Raw genomic sequence first — 16,230 nt, 5'->3', positions numbered from 1 at the left:
GGCCGCAGGAGGACAATTTTACGTATGAGGTAACAAAAAATGTTAGATGCCTTGGAGTTGTCGCGCATCCAATTTGCCGCCAACATCAGTTTTCATATTTTATTCCCCTCCATCTCCATCGGCCTGGCCTGGTTCCTGTTTTATTTTAAATTGCGCTCCAATCTCTCCAACAATCCGGTGTGGATGCGCGCCTACCGCTTTTGGGTAAAAATCTTTGCACTCACTTTTGCCCTGGGGGTGGTAAGCGGCATTACCATGTCGTTTCAGTTTGGCACCAACTGGCCGGGCTTTATGGCGACGGTGGGTAATATCGCCGGCCCGCTGTTGGGCTACGAGGTGTTAACCGCGTTTTTTCTGGAGGCGACCTTCCTGGGGGTGATGCTGTTTGGTATGCAGCGGGTGCCCAACTGGCTGCACACCACCGCCACCTTAATGGTGGCGGGGGGCACCAGCCTGTCGGCCTTCTGGATTATTGCGCTCAACTCCTGGATGCACACCCCGGCCGGTTTTGAAATGATCGATGGCGTTGCCCACCCGGTCGATTGGCTGGCCATTATTTTTAACCCCTCCATGCCCTATCGCCTGGCGCATATGGTGATGGCCTCGTTTTTAACCAGCGCTTTTCTGGTGGCCGGAGTTTCGGCTTACCGCCTGTTAAAGGGCGATCACAAACAGGCACCGCGCCTGGCACTGAAAACAGCGATTCTGTTTGCCGCGCTGCTCGCCCCCTTGCAGATGTTTTTGGGTGACCTGCACGGCCTCAATACCCTGCATCATCAGCCGCAAAAAATCGCGGCGATGGAAGCGGTGTGGGAGTCCGAGAACGGCGTGCCACTGCTGCTGTTTGCCTGGCCGGATGAACAACAAAAAACCAACCACGCGCAAATTGCCATTCCCAATCTGGCCAGCGTGATTCTCACCCACTCCACCAATGGCGAGTTAAAAGGGCTGAATGATTTTGCCGAGCGGCCGCCGGTGGCGCCGCTCTTTTTTGGCTTTCGCATTATGGTGGGTGTGGGCGTGGCCATGTTGACGGTGGCCTGGTGGGGGGCGGCCTATTTAATTCGCAAACGCACTCTGCCCAAGCTCTACCTGCGCACACTGACCCTGTTTGCCTTTTCCGGTTGGCTGGCAACACTGGCCGGTTGGTATGTGACCGAAATTGGCCGCCAGCCCTATCTGGTGAGTGGCGTGTTAACCACCCGCGATGCGGTCACGACCATTGCCCCGGCCAATATCGGTCTGTCGCTGGCCATGTATTTAACGGTCTATGCGGTGTTGTTGGTGGCCTACCTGCACACCCTGTTTTTAATGGCCCGGCGCTCGGTGGCGGTGGAGGAGTTTGAAACCGACACCGTGCCGCCCGGCCAGCCCACGCCATTTGTAACCAACGAGGTGTTGTCATGATCAGCGATGCCATGCTACCGACTATTTTTATGGGCTTAATCGGCATTGCCATTTTTGCCTACGCCGTACTCGACGGCTACGACCTGGGGGTGGGTATTCTGCTGCCCACCAAGCCTAACCGACAGGAACAGCGCGATCAGATGATCGCCTCCATCGGCCCCTTCTGGGATGCCAATGAAACCTGGCTGGTGTTGGCGGTGGGGCTGCTGTTGATCGCCTTTCCGGCGGCGCACAATGTTATTTTGCGCGAGCTCTATCTGCCGGCGACGACCATGTTAATTGGCTTAATTGTGCGCGGTGTGGCGTTTGATTTTCGCGCGAAAGCGATCACCAGCCACCGCCTGTTGTGGGATCGCGCCTTTAAAGTGGGCTCGCTGTTAACGGCGCTTACCCAGGGCTATATGTTGGGCCGCTATGTCTTGGGTTTTAGTCAGGCGCCCGAGGCCTACGGCTTTGCCCTGTTGAGCAGCCTGTGTGTGACCGCCAGCTACGCCTTTATCGGCGGCGCCTGGCTGGTGATGAAAACCGAAGCTGAACTGCAGTCCTGGGTGGCCCGTGCCACCCGCCGCGCGGCCTGGTTGGCGGCGCTGGGCATCTTGGCGGTATCGCTGGTCAATCCGCTGGTCAGTAGCGAGGTGTTTCAGCGCTGGTTTAGTTTCCCAGCGGCGATTTTGTTAATGCCTCTGCCGCTGGTCTGCGTCGGGCTGTTTATTGTTATGGACCGCTACCTGGCGCACATGCCCCACCACCAGGACTTCGGTTGTTGGATTCCCTTTGTGGTGGCGGTCACCGTCTTCTTCCTCTGCTTCAGTGGCTTGGCCTACAGTTTTTATCCCTATGTGATTCCCGGCCAGTTAACCGCCATGGCGGCGGCCAGCGCGCCGGAGTCGCTGCGCTTTATTCTGGCCGGAGCCCTGGTGGTGGTACCGATTATTCTGATCTACACCGCTTTCTCCTATCGCGTCTTCTGGGGCAAGGTGGGTGAACTGCGCTATTACTAGCGGTCAGGCTTCACCCCCTCCCCAGCTGAGCGGGGCCGCAGCCGGGAAAATTGCGAGCGGCCGGAAAACACGGTACTGTTTTGGGCCGTGCCCGGCTGTCGTTATGATGCCAGTGTTATGACTTAAGCGTTACAACTGAGGCGTTATCGGTTCGAGCGTCATTGGCTCGAGCGTGATTAACGCACAGCGCGAGCTGGCGGAAAAACGAAAGCTGCTAGCGCCCCGGGCGAATACCCAGTTGGTTGAAGGATTTTCCATGGCCTGTTTCCCTTGCAGATTGCTTGGGCCCCGAGCGGCATTGCTTAGGATTAGCGCACTACTCCTGCTGTTATCTCCCCAGGTGTTGCTGGCCGCCGAAGAGCACCACTTCGGGCAGTTCTCCTTTTATACCGAGCCACAACTACCCCAGTGGGTAAAGCCACTGGCACCGGGCAAGAGCCATGGTCTGCCCCAGGGCCAAAATGTTGAGTACCTGCTGCTCGACTCACAAATCCACGCCCTGCCTGGTGATTACCAGGATTACGAAGCCAACCGCTTAATAGAGCTGGTTAAGCTGTTACAGCAAAGTTTTATTGAGGGTGCCGGTCGGACCCGCCCGGCCATTGCTGAATTGCCCGATGTGTAAAAATCACTCCACAGGTACGGTCCCACTATCTGCGCAGCTCCCCCGGAGAGAGTGTGGTGGAGTACTTTGCCAATATGAGTGCGGTACTGGCCATGGTGCCGAGTACCGCTATCTGTTGTTGCGCGTGGATAAGGCCTACTACGAGGCTGACTATCAGCAGGCGTTGGCTTATCTGGAGCAGTTAACTATCGCCACCGGCGGCGATTATGAACAGCAACTGCTAAAGGCTGAACTGCTGTTCAATCTGGGCGAGCGCAAACAGTACGATAAACTGCTGATTCAATTAATTTCCCAGCAACCGGCTAATGAAGATCTCTTTTTATCGGTGTTGGGGCTCTTTACCGTGTTTGATCGCTTTGAAGAGGCGGTGCTGGTGCTCGATATTTTAGAAAAAGATTTCAGCTACCGCTTCGATCTTGACCTGTTGCGTTCGGTGGATGAGTTCCAAGCGCTGGCGGAATCCAAGGCGTTTCAAAATTGGCTGGCCAGCCGTTAGCGTTTGAGCAGATGGTAACTAGGAGGTGAATGCATGCGGCGGCTGGTGAGTAAAATACATCGCTGGTTGGGTTTTTGTGTGGGCTGCCTGTTTATAATCACCTTCGCCACCGGTGCGGTTAATGCCCTGCATGAATTACTCGAGCGTTTAGACGCCCACCAGCTGAGCCGCCTCTACCGCTACCAGCCGCAGACTCCGGCCGAGCAGGCCGCCGCTCTTACGCAACTGACCAGCCCCGCTTTCAACTCAACTGGCCTCACCACGGCGGGCATCGAAAAATCTGCCCTGGATGAGATTCAACTGCCAACCGCGCAGGCCCCCTTTTATCGTCTGGTGCAGGGCAATCAATCCTGGCTCTTTGCGGTTGATAACCTCAACCAGGGCACCCTGGCCGAGGCGGCGGGCGCTGGTCTGTTTGGCGCTGTGCTCTATCTGCACCGCACCTTCTATTTGGGCTTTAACGGGCCACTGGGCATTAACGGCGCGCAGCTGGTGGCGGTGGTGGCGCTGCTGGCCTTGACCATCGGCCTGTTGGGTGTCTGGTTGTGGTGGCCGCGCCGGCGGCAGTTTCGCTGGCAGAACCTGGTACCGCGCCGGGCCGAACGACGGCTGTTTTATCAAAGCCATATGAGCGCCGGTGTGGTGGTGATTACCGCCATGGCGCTGTTTGCTGTGACCGGCAGCGGTATCGCCTTCTACCAACAGACGCGGGCGCTGTTGGGTGTTAACGCCAATGTCACACCACTGGCCACCGCTCTGGCAGTGGAAAACAGCTGGCCCGCCTGGCTCAAGCAGGCCTATCAACTGATGCCGGCCGAAGCCGAGCTGCGCACGGTTAAGTTTGAGCACAAAAATACGGGCGGAGCGAACAGCGCCGGTGGCGAGCCAAGCCAAATAGAATTGAATTTTTGGGCGCCGGGTGACTGGTTGGGTATCGCCAATAATCGCGTACTGATTGAACCGGCCAGCGCCCGCATTATCGCCGCCGACCGTTTTAGCGAGCGCCCATTGAGCGCCAAGCTATACACCTTGATGATCCCCCTCCACACCGGCCACCACCTGCCCCTGTTTTACCCGCTGCTGTTGCTGCTGGTAGGCCTGTTGGGTAGCTCAATGGTCGCCTCCGGGCTGATCAGCTTTATTGTTAAACCGCGCCGGCGGCAAGCAACAAAGCCGGCTGCACCTGGTTCATTGGTGGCGAAAACCCTGCGCCGGCAGGTGGATCAACAGTTGGCTGAGTGGCGCCAGCAGGCCGAAGTTGGCGCTGTGGTGCGTTTACGCAGCGGCGACATGGCTCTGCTCGACCGCGCGCTCCTCTTGGAGTGCGAACAGTTATTGGCCTGGCGGACAGACGAGCAAACCGAGCCCTATCTGCACCGGGTATTGGCGGCGCTGGCTGAGCGGGTTGGCGAATTAAAGGCCCAATTTGCCAACGAAACGGAAGCCCGCAACAATCCCGCGTTAACGACTGTGCTCGAGGTACAGGCATTACTGGAAGAGAAGGCGCGTATCTGCCGGGTAATTCCCTGAGTCATCGCAGCGCCCATCAGGAGTAACCATGAACCCTTTACACCAAGCGATTATCAAACGCGACCAGGCACGCGTGGCCGAGTTGTTGGCCCAGGGTGCCGACACCGGCGTGCTCTCGCGCAATGGTCGCAACGCCTTTGAGGTGGCCGAGTTCACCGAGAATTTACCGGCCATGGTACTGCTGGCCGGGCCCGACATTCTGCACACGGCCGCCGATAATTTATGGTGCGCCGCGATACGCCGCGGTGACTATGGCCTGGCCGATATTCCCCCGGCCCGTTTAAACGATGCCCTCTGCGATGCGCTGCTGTTGGTCGACAGTCAGCTCTGGTCTGCGTTACCGGAGACTTATCGGCAACCGGCCAACCTACAGACGCGCTGCCTTAAGCAGCCGGCACTGGTCAAGCTATTGCCCCATGACCTTATTTTTCAGCCGGAGTTTTATCAACCGCTGTTAACCGAGCTGAAGCTGTCGCACTGGCCAAGGCCCTGGCCGGCGGCGCTGGTGGCGACGGCTATTGAGCTCGATGTTAATCATCACTACTACTTGCAGGACGGCGATTACACGCCGGCGATTGCCCAGCGGCTGATTGCGTCCGATGGCAGCCTTTTGTATTGCATTCCTGAAGCCCTGCGCGACGCCGACCTCTGTCGGTTGGCCATGACCCGGGGTTATGACCTGGGCGCCGTGCCCGCCGCGGCCTGGAGCGATGAGCTGGTGCCGTTAGCCCTGGCATCCCTGGCGCGCGCCGGCGGTGGTGTGGTTGGCCGCCCAGGCGGGTGGCAGGCGTCACTCTCTGCCGACAGTCTCGCTCGGGTGCCCGAGCCGCTGCGCAGTTATGAGATCTGCTTGAACGCGGTCACTTCTAATTATCAGGCCCTGGCCTGGGTGCCCCAGCAATACCGGGATGTGGCCATGTGCGTGGCGGCGCTGGAGGGGCGTGAGCTGATCGGTATGCAGATCATTGAAATTCTCGAGCAGGTGCCGGAGGCCATTCGCACGACGGTTGAGCAGCAGGCCAATTTCACCCACCACATACAACCCGGCGAGTATGAGGATTGGGATCTGGAATAATTAATCACGCGCCAGCTTTTTTCTGTCGGTTGATTCCGTTATCGGCGCAGCCATTCCATAAAGTTTATTTGACTAACCCGCGCCGCTTCTAATTGCAAAAAAGCTTTTCAGCCTGGCGAGTGCATGGGCTATAACGGGCCGCACGCCATTCACCTCTCATCGGCTGAGAGCTTCGCTATGAAAATAGATATCGAAGAGTGGCTGGCGGCGGCCTTTGCTGCCGATAGCCAGCAATTTTCAGAATTGATCGCCGAGTTACCGCCCTCCACCAGCCAGTCTACCGCCGTGCAGCTGGCCGCTGGCAGCCCGTTGGACTCCCGGGTTTACGCTCTGCGCTCGGTCTCCCAGGATCACTCCGTCGGTGGCGAGCCCCAGTTGGCCATCGGCCTGGCGACGCTGGGGCTGGCCCTGTGCCAACAGGCGTTTGCCCGCTATGGCCCGGGTGTGGCCGATACCTTCCCCTTTGGCGTTGCCCAATTTGCCCTGGATGCCCAGCGCGCCTACGACCGCGCCGGCCGCTACCGGGAGCAGTTGCAGGTGATCGAGCAGGCGCTGGCCTGGTTGCAGGCCAATCACACCGAGCCGAAGCTGCAGGACGATCTGATCTTTGCCCGCATCGAGGCGTTAATCTCCCTGGGCGAGTTGGAAGAGGCCAGCCGCTCGCTGGCCGAACAGCAGCAGGCGGGCCGGGCGCACCACCATCTGTTTACGATCTTGTCGGAGCGGCTTAACAGCCGGCTTAAATCTGCCACCGAAAGCAAAGACCAGCGCAGTTTGGAGCAGCGCCTGGCGGCAGAGCGCAAAGACTCGCTGAAATCGGTGATTGGCAGTTTGCAGGGGCTGGCGCCGGAATTTGCCTCACTATTGGGACAGCTCAACAGTGAGGTGGATAGCGAGCCGGATACACTCTCGGCCAGTGACGCCATCGCCAAAAGTCATAGCCTCTACCAAAAAATGGGGCAATTTATGGAGGGGATGGCCTCTGGTGCCGGCCAGCAGATTGCCCTGAATGGCGAGATTCAACGGGTCTCTGCCGTCTTGGCCGACCCGCTGCAGGGGCGGGAGGCCAAGGCGCTGCGCACTAACCTGGTGAGCTTGGAAAATGTGCGCGCCCAGGCCATTGAAGCCGGTTTGGAAGAGACCGCCGTCGATACCCTCTGGCCGCTCTATGTCTGCTACAAGCGGCTGCAGATGTTGGCCAAGGCCATTGAGGCGCTGCAGTTAATTCGCCGCTGGCAGGCGGCGCGCCGGCTGCAAATCAGTGACCCGCTCAAGCGCGCCGGCATTACCCAGATGTACCCGCTGCTCTATGTCGAACTGGCCGCCCGCCTCACCGAACAGGGCGAACATATCGAGCTGCTCAATATTATCGAAGAGGCCAAGGGCCGGGCTCTGGCCGATAGCCTGGCGCTGGAGGCGGCACGCGACAATGAGTTGTTGGGGCTGGAGAACGCCGGCCAGTGGCTGCCGGAGCTGATGGTGGAGCTCGGCGCCCACTACCTCACCTATCTGTTGGATGAGGAGTACTGCTTTGCCGTCTGCGTGACCAAAACCGGCCAGATTCACAGCGCCACCCTGCCGGTGGGCAGTGAGTTGATTGGCCGCTATCGCAACGTGATCGATCCCTCCCAGTGGGGTAAAAAGTTGGGCTTTAAGCGCCAGCCCGACGACATCGCCAAACGTTTGAGCCCGCTGGTGGGTTGGTTGCAGCCGCTGCTGGCCAACGGTTCCATCGCGCTGGATGACCACTTCTGTTACTCCCCCGATGGCCTGCTGCACCTGCTGCCGCTGCACTACCTGCAATTTGAGGGGGAGCCTTTCGTCAACCGCTTCTCTCTCTCGCGGGTGCACTGTGCCGCCTTGATGCAGCGTTTCGCCGCCCAACCTCCCCGGCGGCCCGACCACTATCTGACAGTGCAGGTGCCGCTGGCCTCGGAGGCGGCCAACAACCCCGGTAAGGTGGCCCAACTGGGCGCGGTGGCCGAGTGGCTGGCCGACAGTGGCCTGCCCGGCAAGCCGCTGCGGGGCACGGCCGCCGATATCGCCACGCTGCAGCAACAACCGCTGGCCTCGGCGCTGCTCCACTTTGCCACCCATGGCTATTTCCCCAAGGCCGGTTCCGGTCAGTCGGCCTTTGCCCACTCCGGCCTGCTGCTGGCCAACGCCGGGCAGCTGCCTGAGGGGGTTGGCGATGAGTTCGGGGGTGGCGGCCTGCTGTCGCCGGCGCAGATTCTCAACGGCCGGCCGGCGCTCGATCTGCGTCTGGCCCATATCTCGCTGCAGGCCTGTGTCTCCGGTTTGGCGGAAGAGGGGGTTGGTGGCGATGCCCTGGGCTTGGAGTGGAGCCTACTGATGGCCAAGGCCGCCAGTGTGCTCAGCAGCCACTGGAATGTGGCGGTAGGCAGCTCCGCTGAGTTCTGCATTGTTTTCTACGAGCAGTGGCTCCTGGCCGGGAAGTCCCGGGCCGAGGCCTGGCGCAGTGCGGTGCGGCAGATGATGCCAGCCACCGGCGCCGATAGCGGTGCCAGCGCCTACCACTGGGCGGCCTACAGTCTGGCCGGTGACTGGCGTTAATCATTTATTCATTGATAAGGAGAAGGTGAGTGTCTGCAAGTTTAATTCGCACAATAGAAGCCATGGATGATCGCACCCGGGTGCGGGTGCTGGAAGAGTTTGCCAGCCAGCTGTTTGAAGGGATGGACTCCAACCCGGAGCAGATTATTGCCGCCATTCCCGCCAGCTACCAGGAGGCGGTGGCCTTTAACGAGGCGCTGGCCATCTCCGACGAGCAGTGGCAGCAGCCACTGTCGCAAGCCGCCTCCGCCGCCCTCGCCAAAGATCTGTTGTTGGGCTTTGCCGCCGACCCGGCCATGGCCGATGCCCTGCAGCAGGTGGTTGACCGCTACCGCGATGACGCGTTGCTGGCTGGCACCATTCTCGCCACCGGTGTCGCCATCTCAATGATCATCGTCGCCTGCACCACCAAATTTAAGGGCACCGTGGGCAGCTTTGAGATCAGTAAAGAGGCCGCCGACCCAGAGCTGGTCGACAAGGTGCTGAGCCAGTTTCCAAAACTCTCCTAAGCGCGCAAAATCGACCACCCTCTCTTTCATCGCAGTGACTCTGCGTAAGCGATTGTTATGCCCAGGTTAACCCGCAATAACGCCGGCCAGGCGCTTGGCCAGGTAGCGGCGCCGTTTGTTGAGCTGTTCCGCCACGGCTCCCTCAGTGTGGAGTACTATCAGCCCGACAAGGTGGATGGGCAGAGCCCGCACCCGCGCGATGAACTCTATGTGATTGTCTCCGGCCACGGCTGGTTTGTCTGTGGTGACAGCCGCCAGCCGTTTGAACCGGGTGAGGTGTTGTTTGTCGCGGCCGGGGTGGAACACCGCTTTGAGGAATTCAGCGACGACTTCGCCACCTGGGTATTTTTCTATGGCCCGGAAGGTGGCGAAGCGGTAGAGGGGTGAGCGCGGCGGCGGGTTTAAACAACTCGTTACTGGGTTGAGCCGTGGGCAGGTTAGTGGTTGTCCTTCTCCTTCTCCTTCTCCTTCTCCTTCTTCTTAGTGGCCATTCTCTTTGTTACCGCTCTTGCCGTTGCTGTTCCCTTTAGCGTTGGGCTCGCCGCTGCCACGCTCTTTAGCCGAGTTGTCGGCCTGCACCAACGCAATAATGCGCGTGCCGGAGGAGACCTGCTCGGCAGTGGGTTTCTCCTGGAGCACGGTCAGCTTTTTATTGCCGTTCATTAAAAACATGGGAATGGCGCGGCTGCCATATTGTTGCTGGTAGTGCTCGAAGGTGAACTCGTCGCTGATGCTGGTGGTGCGCATCTCCGCCCCCTGGGCAATCAGACTGGCCAGCTTGGCAAAGGTGACGTCGCCGGAGAAGAGCGTCAGACCGGCCAGCTCCTCGGCCACCTGCTCGCGTTCACCCTTGCGCAGGCTGGCCTGGCTGGGCAGGGCGTAGACCCGTTTTTTGCCGAACTCCCGGCCGTAGCGCTGCACCGCCAGCAGGTTTAGCTCATCGTTTTGCGAAACCCCCAACATGCGCCCCAGGCCCACCAGGTCGAGCTCTTTTTCCGCCAGGCGGGAGACCGGGTTGCCGTGAAAAACGCGTAGCCCGGCCATGCGACCGAGGCGGACATTGCTGCGGTAGCTGTCGGCCAGGCGCACATCAAACCCATTTTTTTGCAGCTCCTGGGCGATGGTGCGCGAGACCACATTGGCGCCGATCAACAGCGTCCCCTGGGGCGCCTGCTCCACCACGCCGAGCAGCTGTGCCAGCGGTTTGGCGGTTAAGCTTTGAAACACCACGGTGCCGATAATCACCACAAAGGTGAGTGTCACCAGCAGGTCGGCGTTGGCGTAGCCGAGCTGCGACAGGCGCAGGGCAAACAGCGCCGAGACCGCCGCCGCGATAATGCCGCGCGGGCCAATCCAGCTGATCAGGGTCTTCTCCTGCCAGGTGAGGTCGGTGCCGAAGGTGGAGCTGATAATTTTAATAGGGCGGGCAATAAAGTGGATAAAGGCCAGCACCGCAATGGCCTGCCAGCCGAGGGTGATCAGGTCGTGTAGGTCGATGCGCGCAGCCAGCAAAATAAAGAGGCCGGAGATCAACAGAATGCTCAGGCTCTCTTTAAAGTCGAGGATATTTTCGGTCTCCACGCCGGCCATGTTGGCCAGCCAGATGCCCATGATGGTTACCGCCAACAGGCCGGATTCATGCTCCAGCGTATCGGACAGGGCAAACACCGCAAACACGGCAATCAGGGCGAAGACATTTTGCAGGTAACCGGGAATTAACTGTCGGCGCAACACCTGGCCACACAGGTAACCGGCACCGCAACCCAAGGCCACACCAATCACCAAAATTTTGCTGAACACCACGGCCACCGCCAGCCACTCATTGCCACCGTTGGCATCGGCCACAATAAAATTAAAGACCAGCACCACCAGCAGGGCGCCGAGCGGGTCGATGAGTATGCTCTCCCAACGCAGAATATTGGTGATGCGGCTGTTGGGCCGCACCGAGCGCAACATGGGCACAATCACCGTCGGCCCGGTGACCACCACCAGCGCGCCAAACAGCAGCGAGAGATGCCAGTCGAGCTCCAGCAGCCAACTGGTAAACAGGGAGATGCTCACCCAACTGGCGATCAAGCCGAGGCTGAGCATGCGCCACACCGTCGACTCCATCCCTTTTATCTCGTTGAATTTCAGGGTCAGGCTGCCCTCAAACAGGATCACCGCCACCGCCATGGAGACCAGCGGAAAGAGCAGCTCGCCAAACAGCTGATCGGGGTGCAGCCAGCCGAGGCCGGGGCCGATCACAATGCCGGTTAACAGCAGAAACAGAATCGCCGGCAGCCGCAGCCACCAGGCCAGCCACTGACTGGCCAGGCCCAGTACGCCGACCAGTGCCAAACTGAAAATGGGTCCGTGCTCCAAGCGCTGTTCTCATTCTGCCCGGTTAAAAGTGTTGGCACTGTAGCGAAGATGGTGGCCGGGGGCCAGCGCACCGCTGTTATGACTTCAGTGTCATGGCGTTAGTGTTATGGCGTGGCCAGTGGTGCCACGCCACAATTTAATGAATAATTTCGCTTTTAAAATTGCCCGGCCGCGGGTGCCTACCAACGAGAAGCTCTATGCCCGAATCCGAACGCCAGGACCTGGCCACCAGCAGCCTTTGGCAACAGACCTGGCAGGTAAAAACCCAGGCGTTGCTGGTGGCGATGGGCGATTTGACCCTTACCATCCAGCGCCGCCCTCACGAGTGGCAGCTGCGTTACGCCTGGCAGAAGCAGGGCGCCCTGGGTGATTTCCGAAGTGAGTGGGTGGGTGAGGAGTCGCTGCTGGATGAGTCGGCGCCCACCAGCCGCATCGCCCTCGACCGCATGACCGCCGATGTCACGCTGCTGCCGCGCCTGGCCGACCGGCCGGTGGTGGTGCGCCCTATCTCGCCGCTGACATTAGCCGGGCAGAGCAAAATCACCCTCTATGTGAGTACTCCGGTCTGGCTGGAGGTGGTGTTGTCGGAGCGCATCAGTGAGGAGCTGCCGGTGCAGCAGTTGTCCGATACCTGGATGGGCGGGGTCACCGGCAATGGTGAACTCTGCTACGGCTCACACACCCACGCCCGGCTCGATGCCAGCCAGTTGTTGAATCTGCCCTACCGGGTGTTAACGCCGGTGGAGATTCACAACAAAAGCAGCGAGTCGAGAAAGCTGGAACGGCTCAGCCTGCCCTGCCCCTATCTGTCGGTGTTCAGTACCCGGGGGCTGCTTGCCACCGAACCACTGACCATCACCATGGATGCCGAAAAGAGCCGCGGCGTGGTGCAGATTGGTGCGCCCCAGGGCAGTGTCAAAGCGCTCACCAAACCGCGCAAGGTCACCGAAAAGGGGATGTTGATCAGCGCCTGGGCCAACCTCTTTGCCTAGGGCCTGTTAACACTAATTTAGCACCACTGCTGATTTGGGCCCACCAAACTACGCGGCTCGCGCCTAGATCGAGCTCATTTCAAGCTCAACAGAGGTGCTAAATTAGTGTGAACAGGCCCTAGTGTCGGCAGGCCCCAGTCTCCTCTTACCGTTAAGGCAGCCAAAGCCCCATGAACGAAACCACTGATTTATCGATTTTTGAGTCCCTGTCGCTGATCACCATTTTAAAGGCGATGCTGATTTTGGCCGCCGGTTGGCTGTTGGCCAATTTTCTGCGCTCGCTGTTTCGCAAAACCATGGAGAGCAAAATCTCCGCCCATGCCCTGGCGATGTACAGCCGCGTAATCTACTACGGGGTGTTGATCATCTTTACTGTGTCGACGGTGGACGCTCTCGGTTTTGATCTGAGCGTGTTGTTGGGGGCAGCCGGTATCTTAACGGTGGCCATCGGTTTCGCCTCGCAGACCTCCGCCTCCAACCTGATCAGCGGTCTGTTTCTGTTGGGCGAGAAACCGTTCCAGATTGGCGATGTGTTGCGCATCGGCAACGACACCGGCGAGGTGATCAGTATCGACCTGCTGTCGGTAAAACTGCGCACCTTCGACAACCTGTTTGTGCGCATTCCCAACGAGTCGTTAATTAAAACCACCGTGGTCAATCTCACCCGTTACCCCATTCGCCGTATCGACCTGCTGGTGGGGGTGGCCTACAAGGAGGAGCTGGCGCGGGTGAAAGCGGTGCTGCTGGAGCTGGCCAATGACGAGTTGCGCGTGCTGGAAGAGCCAACGCCGTTTTGCATCGTTACCGGTTTTGGTGCCTCGTCGGTGGACCTGCAGCTCTCGGTCTGGACCCAGCGCGAGCTGGTGCGCGATGTTAAAAGCGATATGTACGAACGCATTAAAGCTCGCTTCGATGCCGAGCAGATTGAGATTCCCTTTCCCCACCTGTCACTCTACGCCGGCTCCGCCACCGGCCCCTTTCCCGTGGCCGGGCCAGAAGCCGAGGGCGAGTAATCCTCGCACGCCTGGCTTCAGGCTATTGGCTTGAGGCGGATCAAGCTAATAGCCAATTGCCCGGCCCAGTGGGCTGTCGGCGCCCTGCGCGGGGGTTGTGGGCATGGCTATTTGGCGGGCGTCTGCATAGACTTTTGCCCTGCCGCCGAAGCTGAAGGTCGGCGCACGGCGAGAGCAGCCAGCGCTGGCGGCGCCTTTTGCGATCACTCAATCGCCGTCGAACACCAATAACAACCGGGCACCAGCCAGGGAGCAAGCACATGACAACAGAGAGTAACACCAGCTATTTAAGCGAGGCCGAACGGCAGCAGCTGGATGCCTATTGGCGGGCCTGCAACTACCTGGCGGCGGGGATGATCTACCTGCGCGACAACCCGCTGCTGGCCGAGCCACTGCAACCGGCACACCTGAAGCAGCGGCTCTTGGGCCACTGGGGCTCAAGCCCGGGCCTGGCCTTTATGATCACCCACCTGAACCGCGCCATTAACCAGTTCGACCTGGAGGCGATCTTCCTGGCCGGCCCCGGCCACGGTGCCCCGGGGGTGATTGCGCCCACCTACCTGGATGGGGTCTACAGCGAGGTCTACCCGGAGTTCAGCCAGGACAAAAGCGGCCTGCAGAAGCTCTTTAAACACTTCTCTTTTCCCGGCGGCGCCGGCAGCCACTGCACGCCGGAGGTGCCGGGTTCCATTCACGAGGGTGGCGAGCTGGGCTACAGCCTCTCGCACGCCTTTGGTGCCGCCTTCGACAACCCGGAGCTGATTGTCACCGTGGCGGTGGGTGACGGCGAGGCCGAGACCGGCCCGCTGGCCACCGCCTGGCACTCCAGCAAATTTTTAAACCCGGTGCGCGACGGCGCCGTGCTGCCGATTCTGCATTTGAACGGCTACAAGATTAACAACCCGACCCTGCTCTCCCGCATACCCCATGGCGAGCTGGAGGCGCTCTTCACCGGCTACGGCTGGCGCCCCTATTTTGTCGAGGGCGACGACCCCGAGACGATGCACAACACCATGGCCAAAGCCATGGATGAGTGCATTGCCGCCATTCGCACCGCCCAGCAGCAGGCGCGCACCAGCGGCCAGGCGCAGCGGGTGCACTGGCCGATGATTATCCTGCGCTCACCCAAGGGCTGGACCGGCCCGAAAGCATTCAACGGCAACAAGATAGAGGGCTTCTGGCGGGCGCACCAGGTGCCGCTGAAAGAGGTGCGCGACAACCCGGAGCAGCTGCAGCTGTTGATTGAGTGGCTGAGCAGCTACCGGCCCGAGGCGCTGTTTGACAGTGAGGGCCGGCCGCAACCCCAGGTGGCCAGCTTCCCGCCCAAGGGCGAGCGGCGCCTGGGGGCCAACCCCCACGCCAACGGCGGCCTGGTGAAACGCAACCTGCGCCTGCCCGATTTTCGCGACTACGCCGCCCAGGTGTTGCACCCGGGGCAGATCCACCTGCCCAACACCCGCCCCCTGGGGCAGCTATTGCGCGACATTATGCAGAGCAACCGCGATAACTTTCGCGTCTTTGGCCCGGACGAGACCACCTCCAACAAGCTCGACGATATCTACCAGGTGACCAAAAAGTGCTGGCTGGCCGAGCGCCTGCCGGAGGATGACAACGGCGGCGAGCTGAGCGCCGACGGCCGGGTGATGGAGATGCTCTCGGAGCACACCCTGGAGGGTTGGTTTGAGGGCTATCTGCTCACCGGCCGCCACGGACTGTTTGCCACCTACGAAGCCTTTGTGCACGTGATCGACTCCATGTACAACCAGCACGCCAAGTGGCTGGAGATGTGTGAGTCTATCTCCTGGCGGGCGCCGGTGGCCTCGCTCAACCTGCTCATCACCTCCACCGTCTGGCGCCAGGACCACAACGGCTTCACCCATCAGGACCCGGGTTTTCTGGATGTGGTGGTTAATAAGAGCCCGCTGGTGACACGGGTCTATCTGCCGCCGGACGTCAACACCCTGTTGGCCACCGCCGACCACTGCCTGCGCAGTGAAAACAAGATCAACGTTATGGTGTGCGACAAGCAGCCGCATATGCAGTATCTCGCCATTGACGAGGCGATCAGCCACTGCGACCAGGGGTTGGGTATCTGGGAGTGGGCCAGCAACGACGACGGCCAGGAGCCGGATGTGGTGCTGGTCGGCTGCGGCGATATTCCCACCAAGGAGGCGCTGGCGGCCACGGCCCTGCTGCGCGCTGATTTCCCCGAGTTAAAGGTGCGCTTTATCAACGTGGTGGACCTGTTCCGTATCGCCTCGCCGCACGTACATCCGCACGGCCTGACCGATACCGATTTCGATAGCCTGTTCACCAAAGACAAGCCGATTATTTTTAATTTTCACGGCTACCCCTGGCTGATTCATCGCCTGGCCTACAAGCGCAATAATCACCGCAATTTACACGTGCGCGGCTACAAAGAACGGGGCAATATCAACACTCCGCTGGAGTTGGCCATTAAAAACGAGATCGACCGCTTCAGCCTGGCCATCGATGTCATCGACCGGGTGCCGGCGCTGCAGGTGGCCGGCGCTCACGCCAAACAGAAGTATCGTCACCGGCAGTTGCAGTGTCAGGCCTATGCCCACGAGGTGGGGGTCGATCTGCCCGAGGAGGAGAACTGGGTGTGGAGTTTGTAATCCGC

13 protein-coding genes are annotated in these 16,230 nt (G+C 60.0%); 12 read left to right on the top strand and 1 reads right to left on the bottom strand.

All coding sequences use genetic code 11. The features are described 5' to 3' along the window. The first annotated feature begins 39 nt into the window (after positions 1 to 39). From SBL51_RS07535 to SBL51_RS07495, 9 genes are all read left to right on the top strand, one after another. Positions 40 to 1,407, top strand: coding sequence for a cytochrome ubiquinol oxidase subunit I (locus SBL51_RS07535; protein ID WP_317930283.1), 1,368 nt, complete (start codon positions 40 to 42; stop codon positions 1,405 to 1,407). After that, positions 1,404 to 2,408, top strand: coding sequence for a cytochrome d ubiquinol oxidase subunit II (locus SBL51_RS07530; RefSeq protein ID WP_317930282.1), 1,005 nt, complete (start codon positions 1,404 to 1,406; stop codon positions 2,406 to 2,408). The genes SBL51_RS07535 and SBL51_RS07530 overlap by 4 nt, the downstream gene beginning before the upstream one ends. 298 nt (positions 2,409 to 2,706) lie before the next feature. After that, complete coding sequence (locus SBL51_RS07525; protein ID WP_317930281.1) at positions 2,707 to 3,033, top strand: hypothetical protein; 327 nt, start codon at positions 2,707 to 2,709, stop codon at positions 3,031 to 3,033. A gap of 124 nt (positions 3,034 to 3,157) precedes the next feature. Next, on the top strand, positions 3,158 to 3,529 hold the full coding sequence (locus SBL51_RS07520; RefSeq protein WP_317930280.1) for a hypothetical protein: 372 nt from the start codon (positions 3,158 to 3,160) through the stop codon (positions 3,527 to 3,529). A 33-nt stretch (positions 3,530 to 3,562) separates the two neighbouring features. After that, positions 3,563 to 5,059, top strand: coding sequence for a PepSY-associated TM helix domain-containing protein (locus SBL51_RS07515; protein WP_317930279.1), 1,497 nt, complete (start codon positions 3,563 to 3,565; stop codon positions 5,057 to 5,059). A gap of 28 nt (positions 5,060 to 5,087) precedes the next feature. Continuing rightward, positions 5,088 to 6,134, top strand: coding sequence for a hypothetical protein (locus SBL51_RS07510; protein ID WP_317930278.1), 1,047 nt, complete (start codon positions 5,088 to 5,090; stop codon positions 6,132 to 6,134). Positions 6,135 to 6,311: 177 nt separating this feature from the next. Then, positions 6,312 to 8,708 carry a CHAT domain-containing protein gene (locus SBL51_RS07505; RefSeq protein ID WP_317930277.1) on the top strand — a complete coding sequence of 799 codons (2,397 nt, stop codon included), beginning with the start codon at positions 6,312 to 6,314 and terminating at the stop codon, positions 8,706 to 8,708. Between the two features lie 29 nt (positions 8,709 to 8,737). After that, a complete protein-coding gene (locus SBL51_RS07500; protein WP_317930276.1) occupies positions 8,738 to 9,217 on the top strand; it encodes a hypothetical protein in 480 nt (159 codons plus the stop codon). A 57-nt stretch (positions 9,218 to 9,274) separates the two neighbouring features. After that, positions 9,275 to 9,604 carry a cupin domain-containing protein gene (locus SBL51_RS07495; protein WP_317930275.1) on the top strand — a complete coding sequence of 110 codons (330 nt, stop codon included), beginning with the start codon at positions 9,275 to 9,277 and terminating at the stop codon, positions 9,602 to 9,604. A 93-nt stretch (positions 9,605 to 9,697) separates the two neighbouring features. Here the strand turns inward: SBL51_RS07495 and SBL51_RS07490 are convergent, their stop codons facing one another. Beyond that, positions 9,698 to 11,581 carry a cation:proton antiporter gene (locus SBL51_RS07490; protein ID WP_317930274.1) on the bottom strand — a complete coding sequence of 628 codons (1,884 nt, stop codon included), beginning with the start codon at positions 11,579 to 11,581 and terminating at the stop codon, positions 9,698 to 9,700. 197 nt (positions 11,582 to 11,778) lie between these two features. Here SBL51_RS07490 and SBL51_RS07485 point away from each other — a divergent pair, with 197 nt between their 5' ends. The 3 genes from SBL51_RS07485 to SBL51_RS07475 all read left to right on the top strand — a co-directional run bounded on the left by SBL51_RS07485 (position 11,779) and on the right by SBL51_RS07475 (position 16,225). Continuing rightward, complete coding sequence (locus tag SBL51_RS07485; protein ID WP_317930273.1) at positions 11,779 to 12,573, top strand: hypothetical protein; 795 nt, start codon at positions 11,779 to 11,781, stop codon at positions 12,571 to 12,573. 170 nt (positions 12,574 to 12,743) lie between these two features. After that, positions 12,744 to 13,586, top strand: coding sequence for a mechanosensitive ion channel family protein (locus tag SBL51_RS07480; protein ID WP_317930272.1), 843 nt, complete (start codon positions 12,744 to 12,746; stop codon positions 13,584 to 13,586). 260 nt (positions 13,587 to 13,846) lie between these two features. After that, positions 13,847 to 16,225, top strand: a complete 2,379-nt coding sequence (locus tag SBL51_RS07475; RefSeq protein WP_317930271.1) for a phosphoketolase family protein — start codon at positions 13,847 to 13,849, stop codon at positions 16,223 to 16,225. Positions 16,226 to 16,230: the final 5 nt, after the last annotated feature.

The organism is Halioxenophilus sp. WMMB6 (genome assembly GCF_033283405.1).
In the GTDB taxonomy this organism is placed as follows: domain Bacteria; phylum Pseudomonadota; class Gammaproteobacteria; order Pseudomonadales; family Cellvibrionaceae; genus Halioxenophilus.
Note: the sequence above shows the minus strand (reverse complement) of the source record. Positions and strands in the feature narration are given on the sequence as shown.

Bases quoted from the DNA above. Each gene is read 5' to 3' on its own strand.
- SBL51_RS07535 (WP_317930283.1), top strand. From the start codon at position 40: ATGTTAGATGCCTTGGAGTTGTCGCGCATCCAATTTGCCGCCAACATC.
- SBL51_RS07530 (WP_317930282.1), top strand. From the start codon at position 1,404: ATGATCAGCGATGCCATGCTACCGACTATTTTTATGGGCTTAATCGGC.
- SBL51_RS07515 (WP_317930279.1), top strand. From the start codon at position 3,563: ATGCGGCGGCTGGTGAGTAAAATACATCGCTGGTTGGGTTTTTGTGTG.
- SBL51_RS07510 (WP_317930278.1), top strand. From the start codon at position 5,088: ATGAACCCTTTACACCAAGCGATTATCAAACGCGACCAGGCACGCGTG.
- SBL51_RS07505 (WP_317930277.1), top strand. From the start codon at position 6,312: ATGAAAATAGATATCGAAGAGTGGCTGGCGGCGGCCTTTGCTGCCGAT.
- SBL51_RS07495 (WP_317930275.1), top strand. From the start codon at position 9,275: ATGCCCAGGTTAACCCGCAATAACGCCGGCCAGGCGCTTGGCCAGGTA.
- SBL51_RS07485 (WP_317930273.1), top strand. From the start codon at position 11,779: ATGCCCGAATCCGAACGCCAGGACCTGGCCACCAGCAGCCTTTGGCAA.
- SBL51_RS07480 (WP_317930272.1), top strand. From the start codon at position 12,744: ATGAACGAAACCACTGATTTATCGATTTTTGAGTCCCTGTCGCTGATC.
- SBL51_RS07475 (WP_317930271.1), top strand. From the start codon at position 13,847: ATGACAACAGAGAGTAACACCAGCTATTTAAGCGAGGCCGAACGGCAG.